The following is a 12710-nucleotide window of genomic DNA, read 5'->3' as shown; positions in this document are numbered from 1 at the left end:
GAAGATGTCTATGAAAGGGATAATTCTTGCGGGTGGGAAGGGAACCAGGCTCTACCCCATAACAAAATCGATTTCCAAGCAGCTTCTTCCGGTTTACGACAAGCCCATGATATACTATCCGCTCTCAGTGCTCATGCTGGCAGGGATAAGGGACATACTCATAATATCGACTGAGAGGGACATCCCTCACTACGAGGAACTGCTGGGCGACGGAAGCGATATAGGAATATCCATAAGCTACAGGGTTCAAAAGGAGCCAAGGGGGCTTGCGGAGGCTTTCATAATAGGAGAGGATTTCATAGGTGGGGACAAGGTCGCACTTGTGCTTGGAGACAACATATTCCACGGGCAGGGCTTTACCCAGATTCTCAAAAGGGCTGCATCAACTGAAGAAGGGGCAGTGATATTCGGCTATTATGTAAAGCATCCTGAAGAGTTCGGGGTGGTTGGATTTGACGAATCGGGCAGGGTTACATCGCTTGAAGAAAAGCCGCAGGTTCCGAAGTCGAATTATGCAATTCCGGGGCTTTATTTTTACGACGAGCAGGTTGTGCAAATAGCCAAAAACATTAAGCCTTCTGCCAGGGGAGAGCTTGAGATAACATCCGTGAATGAGGAGTACCTGAGAAGGGGGCAGCTCAGCGTTGAGCTTTTCGGGCGTGGAATGGCGTGGCTTGACACTGGGACCCATACGACACTGCTTGACGCCAGCAATTTCATCGAAGCCATACAAAAAAGGCAGGGATTTTATATAGCGTGCATAGAGGAGATAGCTTTCAGGATGGGTTATATAGATGGGAAAAGGCTTGAAGAGCTTGCCAAACCTCTTTTAAAGACGGATTACGGCAGATACATACTGGACATCGCAAACGAGTGCAAAAACGGAGGGGAGTGCCATTGTCAAAGTTTAGATTTATAAGGACTGAAATAGAGGGGCTTTTGGTAATAGAGCCCACGGTGTATGGGGACGATAGGGGATTCTTCATGGAAAGCTATAATATGAGGGAATTCGCCCAAAACGGCATAGACAGGCAGTTTGTTCAGGATAATCACTCCAAGTCTTCAAAAGGGGTATTGAGGGGGCTTCACTTTCAAAAGGAGCATCCTCAGGCAAAGCTTGTGAGAGTGGTGGCGGGCAAGGTGTTTGACGTTGCAGTCGACTGCAGAAAAGGCTCTCCAACGTATGGCAGGTGGCATGGAGTTGAGCTTTCGCAGGAGAACAAAAGGCAGTTTTACATTCCGGAGGGCTTTGCGCATGGATTCTTGGTTCTTTCAGATGTGGCGGAATTCACATACAAATGCACTGAATTTTACCATCCCGAAGACGAATGCGGAATAATATGGAATGATCCGCAAATAGGTATAAAGTGGCCTACGGAAGGGATTGAAGATATAAAGCTTTCAAAAAAAGATGCATCCTTGAAAAAGCTCAGCGAGACAAATTTTTCATTTTAATGCGGGCCAAAAGGCTATGCGCGGCGCAAATCCAATGGGTGAGAAATGGAGGACAATATGAAAAAGACTATTCTTGTGACGGGCGGGGCGGGCTTTATAGGGAGCAATTTCATAAGGCACATGCTAAGAAGGCATACCGGATACAACATAGTGAATCTGGACGTTTTGACATATGCGGGGAACCTGGAGAACCTAAGGGACATAGAGGATAGTGATTCGTACAGGTTCATAAGAGGGGACATAGCAAACGAGGCACTTGTTGATTCCATATTCCAGTGCGGCATAGACATGGTTGTCAATTTCGCGGCTGAATCCCATGTAGACAGGAGCATAGAGGACCCCGGGGCGTTTGTGAGGACCAATGTACTTGGAACACAGGTTCTTCTTGAGGCTTCGAGAAAGCACGGTGTCTCGAGATATCTTCAGGTTTCAACGGATGAAGTCTACGGGAGTCTGGGAGGGAGCGGATTTTTCACTGAAAGCACTCCGCTCATGCCAAACAGCCCTTATTCGGCAAGCAAGGCTTCAGCCGACATGCTTGCAAGGGCGTACCATAGGACATACGGAATGGACGTACTTATAACCAGGTGTTCAAACAACTACGGCCCGTATCAGTTTCCAGAAAAGCTCATACCGCTTATGATATCGAATGCAATGAGCGGTATGCAGCTTCCGGTGTACGGAGACGGGCTTCAGATAAGGGACTGGCTCCATGTTAGCGATCACTGCAGGGCCATAGACGAGGTCCTCCACAGGGGAAGGCCGGGAGAGGTCTACAATATCGGAGGGAATAATGAAAAGACAAACATCGAGATAGTAAGGCTCATAATAGAGAGCACAGGTGCCGACGAAAAGCTCATAAAACATGTGACTGACAGGCTGGGGCATGACAGAAGGTATGCCATAGACTCATCCAAAATGCAATTGGAGCTGGGATGGAAGCCAATGTACGAGTTTGAAGACGGCATAAACGAGACCATAAACTGGTATGTAAAAAACAGCATATGGCTTGAAAGGGTTAGAAGCAAGGAGTATATGGATTATTATGACAGGATGTATGGCAGAATATAAGCTTGAAAGAGGGTGGATGTGGTGGAAAAACTGCTTATAAGCGGATGCAAGGGGCAACTTGGGACTGAACTTTCAAATCTTCTCAAGGGAAAATACAATGTGGTGGGAACAGAGAGAGAGAATCTGGATATTACGGACAGGGACGAGGTGGCAAGGTTTATACGGGATATAAGGCCGTCGGTGGTAATAAATGCAGCTGCATACAACAATGTAGACAGGGCCGAAAGTGAAGAGGCGTTTGCATTTTTGGTGAACTCAAAGGGCCCTGAAAACCTGGCTATCGCCTGCGAAGAGGTGGGCGCTAAGTTTGTGCATATCTCAAGCGACTATGTATTCGACGGGAAGAAGAGCTCGCCTTATGTGGAAGAGGATGACACCAACCCTTTGAACGTGTATGGAATGTCAAAGGTCGAGGCGGAAAGACTTGTAAGTGCAGCTTGTTCAAGGCATTTTTTGCTCAGGACAGCATGGCTGTACGGAGCGCATGGAAACAATTTTCTAAAGACAATGCTTTCTCTGTCGGAGCAAAAGAGTGAAATAAAAGTGGTGGACGATCAGGTGGGAACTCCGACATACTCACTGGATCTTGCAATGGCCATAGAGCATTTGATAAGCACAGATGACTACGGGCTCTACCATGTTACAAACAGCGGGCAGTGCAGCTGGAACGGTTTTGCAAGGGAGATATTCAGTATTGCGGAAAAGGATATAGATGTGATTCCCATAAGAACCCAACAGACGGGAAGGGATGCGCTGAGACCTTCGTATTCAGTACTTCAAAATAGAAGGCTAGAAAGGGATCATGGCTACTATATGAGGAGCTGGCAGGATGCCCTCAAAGAATTTTTGAGTACATATCTTTAGGAAAAGGGGTGATGGATATGCTTTCTAAAAAGATAAAAAGAAGGGTGAATCTCATAAGGGAGGACAGCAAAAGGGGAATTTACAGATTTTTTTCACTTTACTATTTGAAAAACAGGTTTGACAGGCAAAGGATTCAGGAAAACAGGGACATATACCCCATAAAGAAGGAGAACCCTCTCATATCGATAAGAATACCCACATACAACAGGGCTGACATACTTGTAAACAGGACTTTAAAGGGAATACTGAGGCAGACATACCAGAACTTCGAGGTTGTAATAGTGGCCGACCACTGCAGCGACAATACGGAAGAGCTCGTAAGGAGCCTGGATGACCCGAGGATAAGATATTATAATTCACAGGCGTATCCTAAGGAGCACTTCATGGACAGTGAAAAAAGGTGGTTTGTTCCGGGATACACTGCGCTCACTCAGGCTCTGGACCTTTGCATGGGAGACTGGATAGCGACTACTGACGACGATGACGAATGGCATCCGGATCACCTTGAAAAGCTCGTGAATTTCGCAATGGAAAACAACTATGAGGTTGTATATTCCAAGGTGAAAAGAGAGCTTGAAGAGGACGTCTGGGACACTGTTGGAGACGGGATATTCGAGTGGGGAAGGGTTTCGCACGCTTCAGTAATGTACAACAAGAGGCTGGCATTTTTGAGGTATTCAAGAGACTGCTGGAAATACCAGATGCCATATGACGGGGAGTTTTTTGACAGGCTCAGGATGCTTGGCGCAAGGATAGGATTCTTGGATGAAGTTACTGCCATACACTACAGAGAGCAAAATGCTGAATATCTAAAGGAAGAGAAGGAGACAAAAGACGAAGAAGAGGTGAAAAGGCTTCAAAGCCTCAAGGAAAATGAATGATGACATCAGTATTATAATGCTGCAGACATTAGTACTGCAGCATTTGCTTTATAGGGAACTTGGGCGGGGGTGAGGCATATGCGCAGGGAGGAAATTGCAAAGAAGCTTGATGTAAAAAAGATTAAAGAGAGCAAAGTGGCCAGAAACAGTTTTTTCATAACCGCGGCTCATTTCATGAACATAGCCTTTGGGCTTTTGGTCACTACAATAATAGCCAGATATCTTGGAGTAGAGCTTTACGGAAGGTTTGGATACTATACTGCGCTCATGAGCATACTGGCAATATTTCTCGACCTTGGAACCGACATATTTTCAGTGGTGCAAATATCAAAGGACAAAGACAGCATGGACAGGTACATATCAATGAATGTCACTTCGAGATTTTTTATGACAGCTATAATGAGCATTGTGTTTGTTTTCATGGGCATATCTGGAGTTGTAGATATGGAGGTGGCTGCGTTAATATTTTGGGCTGCGTTTTTGATGCAAAACTTCATAAAGGTTCCAAAGATATGCTTCCAGTCAAGTGAGGAGATGCACTATATGGCGCTTTATGACGTGCTGGACTATGTGCTGCTTCTCATATGCACAAGCGCATTTGTACTGCTGGGGCCAAAGGGCATAAAGCTGGAGCTTGTAGCCGGGGCTTATCTGGTCAGCCGCGGGCTGACGGTTGCAATGAGCATGAACAAGGCGATAAGAAGATACAAACTTAAATATGTGAAGGTGAGGTCAAGCGAGGTTTTGGCTCTTGTGAAAAAGAGTTCGCCCCTGTTTGTGAACTCCATAATAACTCTGCTTGCAATGCAAATAGACGTCATGATGATAAATGCGTTCATGGGAGACGTAGAAACAGGGTATTACAGCGCATCAAAAAGGATACTCACAAACCTTTTGATATTCCCGTCTGTAATGACTACTGTGCTTCTTCCAAAACTCAGCAACAAGTCGCTCGACGAGCAAAAGAGCGTTTATGTGCTTAAAATGAATTTTGCAGGAGGCATAATAGTTGCCGCAGGGATATTCATATTTGCAAAGCTGGGCATACTTCTGCTCTTTGGAAGAGACTACCTTCCGGCATACCACATACTCCAAATATTCGGATTTGCAATGCCAATGCTGTTTGTGAATTACTACCTCGGAACCTACCTTGTGGCAAATGAAAAGCAGTCGAAAGTGCTTTTTCTCAACATAATAAGCACTCTTGCAAACATAGGAATGAACTATGTGCTGATACCCGCATATCAGGGAAGAGGGGCTGCTATGGCCACGTTCATATCAATATCCATTGGCTTTGCGCTTTCCGCATACTACTATATGAAAACCAGAAGTGAAAATGACAGGGGTGAAGAGGCCAGCAGCTAAAAGGGATTAGAACCAGCATTAGTTAAACAGACCATCCGGTGAAAATTACCGGGTGGTTTTTATTTGGAATAAAAAGGAGATTGCAGGAAAAATATATTTGCAAAAAATCCAAAAAACCCATTGAAATAGTTGTTTAATTGTAGTACAATTAAACAAAGTTTGAAATAGACATTCAATTGTGCACGCAGCTAAGATAAATGATTGAAAGTATGATTGAATCCGATTTCAAACAAATGACACAGCGTTATTTTAGGTTCCACAAAACATAAGATTTCAAATAAAAATGCTATTCCTTGATTTAAATGGAGAATGTAAAAAATCTGTTGAAAAGGGGGCGCATATACCACGGTATAGTTTTGTCTTTGAAGGGGAGAGTGTTTAAAAGTCTATGGTAAAGAGTCTAGTGCTCTTTACTAAAAAAATCGAATTAAATGTAGGACAATCAGACAATCGAAAGGGAGGGGTATAACATGAGTAAGAAACTTAATTGGGCAATAGTAGGTGGAGGTAACGGCGGACAGGCGATGGCCGGACACATAGGAGTGAAGGGATTTTCAGTAAAGCTATATGACGTATTTGAAAAGACTGTAGACGCCATAAATGAAAAGGGCGGAATAGAGCTTACAGGAGCTGTTCAGGGATTTGGAAAGGTTGATATGGCGAGCACTGACATTTCAAAGGTGATCGAGGGTACTGACATAGTGGTAGTGGTGCTTCCATCACTTTACCATGCAAGCATAGCCAAGGCATGTGCACCTCACCTTGAAGACGGACAGATTGTAGTGCTTCACCCCGGTGCGAGCTGTGGAGCCCTTGAGTTTAGAAGGGTGCTTGATGAAAGCGGCTGCAAGGCGGATGTTGTTGTAGCTGAGACTCAAACACTACTTTATGCATGTAGGGCAAAGGTACCTGGAGAGGCGTACATATTCGGCGTGAAAAATATAAACGAGGTTGCAGCTCTTCCTGCCACTCAAAATAAGAAGGTTGTTGAGGCTCTGAACACTGCTTTCCCTGAATTCAAGGAAGGAAAGAACGTTCTTGCAACAAGCCTTGAAAATATAAATGCAATGCTGCATCCAGCGCCATCGCTGCTTAATGTTGCTAGGATAGAAAGCGAAGGAGAATGGCAGTATTACTATGATGGATTCACTCCTACAGTAGGACAGTATATTGAAGATATGGACAAGGAGAGGCTTGAGCTTGGAAGAGTTCTTGGACTTGAGCTAAGACCTATGACGGAGTGGTTTGAAGTTATGTATGATGCCTACGGAGACACTTTTGCAGACCAGGTTAAAGTGAATAAGTCATATGATGGAATAATGGGCCAAAAGACACTTAAGACAAGATATGTTCTTGAAGACGTACCAAATTCTCTAAAGGCAATAGTGTCGCTTGGAAAACTTGCAGGCGTAAACGTGGACAGAATGGAAACCATAGTTAAGCTTGGAGAATACATGCTTGGCGAAGATATAGATAAAGGCGGAAGAACTGTTGAAAATCTAGGGCTTGCAGGCATGAGCGTGCAGGAACTTGTAAACTATGTTGAAACAGGGGCAAGGAAATAAGCATTTAGATAAAAGTGTTAATATATACGAAAAGGCTTGTCGGAAATTTTTCCGACAGGCCGATTCGCATTGCAATTGCTTTAAAACCATCCAGCAGACAGGCATAATTAGTCGCGGATGGTTTTTGTTTTAATAAAAAACAAAAAAACTGTTTAAATGTAGAACGATTAAACTTGGATGTGGCGGGTAATATATGAAAGGCGGAAAAAAGGGAGGGGGCTGAATATGAAGTTGAAAACTAAAATATCCTTATATTTCATTTTGCTTGCAAGTATTGTCCTTATAAGTGTATCAAGTTTCAGTTATCTGACAATCAAAAAAAAGGTGGTTGAAAATATTGACACACATATGAAAACAAGTGTCATGAGCATAAAAAATGAATTGGAAGGATGGCTTAATCAAAAGTCAACGGTTGCCAAAACTGCTGTTGAGGTGTTAAAGCAAGAGACAGACATGGAAAGTGCGGCGCCAAATGTAGTGAAGGCGTATAAGCAAGACAAAGATATAATGAACATGTATTTGGGATTTGAAGAGAGCGGAATGTTTGTTGGAGGCGGCGACTGGATTCCTCCGCAAGGATATGATCCAAGAACAAGGCCTTGGTATACTGAATGTCTGGCGAAAAAGGCCGAAATATTTTCGAATCCGTACAAAGCGATATCTGGAGACTACAGAATTACATATACAGTGCCTGTAAAAGACCAATACGGCGAAATACGTGCTGTAATGGGCGCGGACATTGGGCTTAAAAAGCTGAGCGAGCTGACTTCGAAAATGAATGTCTCGGGAGAAGGGTACGGATTTTTAGTTGACTCGTCAGGCTCAATAATAGCGCATCCCAAAGAGGAAATGCTGAATGTGAATATTTTTGAAGATGTGCAATTTGAAGAGCTCGCCCAAAAGATTAAAGAAAGCGAAAGCGGCAAAGTGATAATGAACGTGGACAACGAAAAAAGAATAATACTGTATTCAAAGCTTCAGGACACAGGATGGCATCTTGGAATATCTGTGCCGGAAAATATTGTGTATTCACAAGTCAAGTCAATTAGAAACACTTATTATGCAATTAATGTAACAGCTTTAATCCTGGTGCTGGGATTTGCACTTTTCCTGGGAAGCGCAATAACAAAGCCCATTATCAGGCTTAAGCAAAATGCGGAAAAGATGGCAGAAGGAAATCTTAAGGTGAAATTCGATGAGATTAAAGGGAAGGATGAAATTTTCATGCTTTCAAAATCTCTTGAAAAGATGGCGGGAAATATTCAAAAGCTGATAGGGAATAGCCAGCATATAGCAAAGGCGGCATTTGAAAAATCAGACATCATATCTCAGTCAGTTGAACAAATGAGCCATGAGTCAGAGGAAATCTCATGCAGTGCAGCTGAGATTTCAGCAACAGCATTATCTCAGTCAGACAAAGTTCAAAACGGATTTGAAGTTACAGGTGTACTTGGGAAAGAGATTGAGAATTTAAGCAGCCGAATAAGGACTGTGGATGAAAGTGCAAATGAAATGAAAACAAAAAACAGTCTTATCAAGCAATCCATAGACAAGATGAAATCAATTTACACTGAAAATGAACAGTCTCAAAAAGACATTTCTGCAGGCATAGGGGAGCTGCTTTTGAAATCGAAATCAATTGAAACAATAGTGGCTCTTATAAATGCCGTTGCCGAAGAGACAAATCTATTGTCGCTAAATGCGTCCATAGAAGCGGCAAGAGCCGGTGAACATGGCAAAGGGTTCTCGGTGGTTGCAGACGAGGTTGGAAAGCTTGCTTACAGGTCTGCAGAGGCCTCGCTGGATATACGCAAAATGATAAGTGACATAATGAAAGTTATTGGAGATGTAGAGAAACTGCTTGAAGACTCCATTATAAAATCAGAGCATTCCAATGAATCCATATTTTATGCAATGGATGCATTTAGTCAAATACAAATGAAAATCGAAGAAGTGGTATCTCAAATTAAATGTTCGAATGAAAGCATATCTCAAATAAAAAATGTCAAGGAAAGCATGCTTTTATCGATAGAAGGCATACTTGAGGATTCCCATGCTGCAACAGCGTCAACACAGGAGATAAGTGCGTCAATAGAAGAGCAGACAATGTCCATAGAAAGCATAAAAGAGTCTGTAAAAGAGCTTGATGAGACTATAAAATTGCTTAATGAGTCGATAGGCATTTTCAAGGTTTAACGGCAAAAAGGGCTGCAGGAAGTAAAAAACAAGTTGATTATAATGCTACTAACTAGTAAAAACAAGTGCTGGAGCCGCTGAAAATAAGAAATATTCAGACTATTGAAAAAAACTGAATTTACTACTTGCAGATACTGTTTGATTGTAGTACAATTAAACAAATAAACTCAACAAACTTAATAAAGATTCAAAAAAATACCGAAAATTTTTTTGAAGGGGGGACAAACGTTTGCAAATGTAGAAAAGATTCAAACAAATCAACACATGCAATTTTAATTTTATTAATGCACCGCATAACTATGTGTTTATCAATTTAGTGAAGGAGGGAATTAGATGCAAATAAATTCTAATATGAAGAAAACTTGGACAACAGTAAATAAGTTTCAGGAAATAGCAACTTCATTTCTTATGATCCTGCTACCTTGTATGGTGTTTTATCAGGTACTGCTAAGATATGTATTCAAGGCGCCGCTCATGGGGATAGAGGAGATTATGATATTTCCGACTATATGGCTTTACATGCTTGGGGGGGCAAACGCCTCTATGGAAAGGAATCATATAACTTGTGGAATACTTACGCTTTATATCAAAGGTGATAGGGCAATTCAAATTTTCAACATAGTAAAGGGAATTTTAGCCTTAGGAGTCAGCTGTTGGCTGACATACTGGTCGTACTGGTATTTTTCTTATTCATTAAGTGTATGGAAATTTACAGACCTTGTTGGACTTCCGCTGTTTTTCGGAGAATGCGCTATTCTTGTAGGCCTTGTACTTATGACAATATACACAGCTGTTGAGATGGGTGACTATATGATACGTTTTGTTAAACATGATAAAGAAAAAGAGGAGGAGGCTGCATAATGTTAACGATTGTACTTTTAGACGTTTTACTTTTGGTATTTCTTTTGATGATGAGTATACCTCTTCCGTATTGCTTTGGAGGAGCACTGCTGTTCATGTCCATATTCGGGGGCGTGTCAATGAAGAGTATGATGCTTTGGTCGTTCTCACAGATAGTAAGCCCTATTCTTCTTGCAAGCCCCTTGTTTGTACTTGCGGGACTGCTTATGGGTGAAAGTGGTATAGCAAAAAGACTTCTTGACCTTGCGGATGTTTTCGTAGGCAGAGTGAAAGGCGGAATAGGCGTAGTTGCCGTAACGGTATCCGCTTTCATAGGGGCCATATCAGGCAGTGGATTTACAGGTATAGCTGCAACGGGCCCAATACTTATACCGAGGATGGTTGCACAAGGGTATTCAAGGGGTTATGCAACAGCGCTAGTTACGGTTTCGTCAATACTGGGGCTACTGATCCCGCCTAGTGTAATAATGATACTTTACGGATGGGTTACTGAAACTTCCATTCTTGCATGCTTTATGTCCACTTTGGTTCCGGGACTACTCATAGTTGCAGCGTTTTCGATTCTAAATCTTTTCTGGGCCAGAAAGAATCCAGACATAATAGTGCCGCCGCCAATGCCGGCAGCTGAAAAGACTAAACTGGCTATAAACAAGTTTACGGTTGCGCTACCAGCACTGGCAATGCCGGTAGTAATACTTGGGGGAATATACGGCGGAGTTTTCACGCCGGCAGAAGCTGCCAGTGTTGCGGCAGTCATGGCAATACCTATAGGATTCTTTGTTTATAAAGAACTAAAAGGCGACAATTTCTACAGGGTTGCAAAGGAATCGGCCACTTCGGTTGGAGCAATAATGACCATGATAATATTCACTCTTATGCTGAGCCAGACATATGTAATGTTACAGGTGCCGCAGGCCATAATAGAAATGTTCTTCAACATAACTCAAAACAAAATGATTATGCTCATTATAATCAATGTTTTCCTGTTCTTTGTAGGTATGATAGTAAACGATACAACTGGTATGATACTTGTTGCACCGCTGTTGCTGCCACTGGTTACAAAGCTGGGAATGAGTCCGGTTCACTTCGCGGCGATAATGGGTGTAAACCTTGCAATGGGAGGCGTAACGCCGCCTTATGCCAGCATACTGTACCTGGGAATGCGTATAGGTAAATGTGAATTCAGCGAAATATTAAAGCCGACAATGACATTCCTGATTTTCGGATATGCACCGGTTGTAGTGCTCACGACTTTCATGCCAGAACTTTCACTGTTTGTTCCAAGAATCATGGGGCTACTATAATTATTTGAATATAAAGGAGGAATTTTGATGAATATGGGAAATCATTTTAAAAAGGCAGGCGCGGTATTAATTTCATTAATGATGTTAGTGACGAGTGTTACAGGGTGCTCAAAAGCTGGTGCGGCTGATGGACCTAAAACTTGGAAAATAGGACACGTTAGGCCTCAGGGAACTCCGGCAGATAATGACGTGAACGCATTTGCACAGGCATTAAATGAGGCTTCAGGCGGAGATATCACATTAGAAGTATATCCTTCGGGATCGCTTGGAGACTATACTGTAGTTCAAGAACGTGTTGGACTTGGGGATGTAGAGATGCAGCTTGCACCTACTGCTACCGGCGTGGACAAGACTTTGGGACTTCCTGTTGCCCCATATCTTGTAAGAAACTGGGAAGAAGCTAAAGAGGTGTATAAAAAAGGCGGACCGCTTATGAATGTGGTTGAAGAAAGATTTGCAAAGCAGGGGATAAAAGTTCTAGCTTCATATCCTGTTTACTTTGGTGGAATAGCACTGACTAAAAAGCCTAATGACCCGGCTAATTTCGATGTCAACAAAATGAAAATAAGAGTTCCGTCAATGAAAGCATATGAAAAATCTGCACAGGCACTTGGATACCAGGCAACTCCGCTTGCTTTCTCGGAGGCGTTCACAGCTATGCAAACAGGTATAGTGGATGGAGCGATAGGTTCTGGCGCGGAAGGATACTATTCAAGCTTTAGAGATGTAACAAAATACTATCTTCCAGTAAACGACCACTTTGAAATGTGGTATCTATACATGAGTATGGATGTCTACAACAGCCTTTCTGATGAAGATCAGAAAATGATAGAAGGCGTAGCCGCAAAGATGGAAGCAGATCGTTATGAAGTGGCAGAGCAGCAGCAGGAAGAATTTGAAACCAAGCTTAAAGAAGCCGGCATAGAGGTTATAGAGTTTACCGAGGCTGAAATAGACAAGATGGCTGAAAAGGTAAGAAAAGAAGTATGGCCGGTAATAGCGGAAGAATATGGAAAAGAAGAATTCGAGTCGATTACAAAGGACTTGAAATAAAAAATAATTAAAAAGTTGAAAAAAATCAAAATAGAGTTAAAAAAGTTGAAAAAAAGTTGAATATAGTAGCTGGTTTTGGATTGAAGACAATAGTA

11 protein-coding genes are annotated in these 12710 nt (G+C 42.5%); all 11 read left to right on the top strand.

Annotated elements, in window-relative coordinates:
- The first annotated feature begins 10 nt into the window (after positions 1-10).
- The 11 genes from rfbA to dctP all read left to right on the top strand — a co-directional run bounded on the left by rfbA (position 11) and on the right by dctP (position 12615).
- Entirely contained in the window at positions 11-919 is a 909-nt protein-coding gene (gene rfbA, locus BUQ87_RS13130) for a glucose-1-phosphate thymidylyltransferase RfbA (RefSeq protein ID WP_038266429.1), read from the top strand.
- On the top strand, positions 898-1455 hold the full coding sequence (rfbC, locus tag BUQ87_RS13125) for a dTDP-4-dehydrorhamnose 3,5-epimerase (protein WP_038266426.1): 558 nt from the start codon (positions 898-900) through the stop codon (positions 1453-1455). Before rfbA ends, rfbC begins: the two co-directional genes overlap by 22 nt.
- 57 nt (positions 1456-1512) lie before the next feature.
- Positions 1513-2526, top strand: coding sequence for a dTDP-glucose 4,6-dehydratase (rfbB, locus tag BUQ87_RS13120; RefSeq protein WP_038266424.1), 1014 nt, complete (start codon positions 1513-1515; stop codon positions 2524-2526).
- 18 nt (positions 2527-2544) lie between these two features.
- Positions 2545-3390, top strand: coding sequence for a dTDP-4-dehydrorhamnose reductase (gene rfbD, locus BUQ87_RS13115; RefSeq protein WP_077216604.1), 846 nt, complete (start codon positions 2545-2547; stop codon positions 3388-3390).
- Positions 3391-3407: 17 nt separating this feature from the next.
- Positions 3408-4271 (top strand): glycosyltransferase family 2 protein, encoded by an 864-nt coding sequence (locus tag BUQ87_RS13110; RefSeq protein WP_052636194.1) that lies wholly within the window; start codon positions 3408-3410, stop codon positions 4269-4271.
- A gap of 78 nt (positions 4272-4349) precedes the next feature.
- Entirely contained in the window at positions 4350-5636 is a 1287-nt protein-coding gene (locus BUQ87_RS13105) for a flippase (protein WP_038266422.1), read from the top strand.
- Positions 5637-6106: 470 nt separating this feature from the next.
- A complete protein-coding gene (locus tag BUQ87_RS13100; RefSeq protein WP_038266419.1) occupies positions 6107-7201 on the top strand; it encodes an NAD/NADP-dependent octopine/nopaline dehydrogenase family protein in 1095 nt (364 codons plus the stop codon).
- Between the two features lie 177 nt (positions 7202-7378).
- Positions 7379-9397, top strand: coding sequence for a methyl-accepting chemotaxis protein (locus tag BUQ87_RS13095; RefSeq protein ID WP_077216602.1), 2019 nt, complete (start codon positions 7379-7381; stop codon positions 9395-9397).
- Between the two features lie 426 nt (positions 9398-9823).
- A complete protein-coding gene (locus BUQ87_RS13090; protein ID WP_207647196.1) occupies positions 9824-10258 on the top strand; it encodes a TRAP transporter small permease in 435 nt (144 codons plus the stop codon).
- Positions 10258-11562 (top strand): TRAP transporter large permease, encoded by a 1305-nt coding sequence (locus BUQ87_RS13085; protein ID WP_038266416.1) that lies wholly within the window; start codon positions 10258-10260, stop codon positions 11560-11562. The genes BUQ87_RS13090 and BUQ87_RS13085 overlap by 1 nt, the downstream gene beginning before the upstream one ends.
- 27 nt (positions 11563-11589) lie before the next feature.
- Positions 11590-12615 carry a TRAP transporter substrate-binding protein DctP gene (gene dctP, locus BUQ87_RS13080; RefSeq protein ID WP_052636191.1) on the top strand — a complete coding sequence of 342 codons (1026 nt, stop codon included), beginning with the start codon at positions 11590-11592 and terminating at the stop codon, positions 12613-12615.
- Positions 12616-12710: the final 95 nt, after the last annotated feature.

The organism is Peptoclostridium litorale DSM 5388 (assembly GCF_900141635.1).
GTDB lineage: Bacteria > Bacillota > Clostridia > Peptostreptococcales > Peptostreptococcaceae > Peptoclostridium > Peptoclostridium litorale.
Note: the sequence above shows the minus strand (reverse complement) of the source record. Positions and strands in the feature narration are given on the sequence as shown.

Bases quoted from the DNA above. Each gene is read 5' to 3' on its own strand.
- BUQ87_RS13100 (WP_038266419.1), top strand. From the start codon at position 6,107: ATGAGTAAGAAACTTAATTGGGCAATAGTAGGTGGAGGTAACGGCGGA.
- dctP (WP_052636191.1), top strand. From the start codon at position 11,590: ATGAATATGGGAAATCATTTTAAAAAGGCAGGCGCGGTATTAATTTCA.
- rfbB (WP_038266424.1), top strand. From the start codon at position 1,513: ATGAAAAAGACTATTCTTGTGACGGGCGGGGCGGGCTTTATAGGGAGC.
- BUQ87_RS13105 (WP_038266422.1), top strand. From the start codon at position 4,350: ATGCGCAGGGAGGAAATTGCAAAGAAGCTTGATGTAAAAAAGATTAAA.
- BUQ87_RS13110 (WP_052636194.1), top strand. From the start codon at position 3,408: ATGCTTTCTAAAAAGATAAAAAGAAGGGTGAATCTCATAAGGGAGGAC.
- BUQ87_RS13085 (WP_038266416.1), top strand. From the start codon at position 10,258: ATGTTAACGATTGTACTTTTAGACGTTTTACTTTTGGTATTTCTTTTG.
- BUQ87_RS13090 (WP_207647196.1), top strand. From the start codon at position 9,824: ATGGTGTTTTATCAGGTACTGCTAAGATATGTATTCAAGGCGCCGCTC.
- rfbA (WP_038266429.1), top strand. From the start codon at position 11: ATGAAAGGGATAATTCTTGCGGGTGGGAAGGGAACCAGGCTCTACCCC.
- BUQ87_RS13095 (WP_077216602.1), top strand. From the start codon at position 7,379: ATGTGGCGGGTAATATATGAAAGGCGGAAAAAAGGGAGGGGGCTGAAT.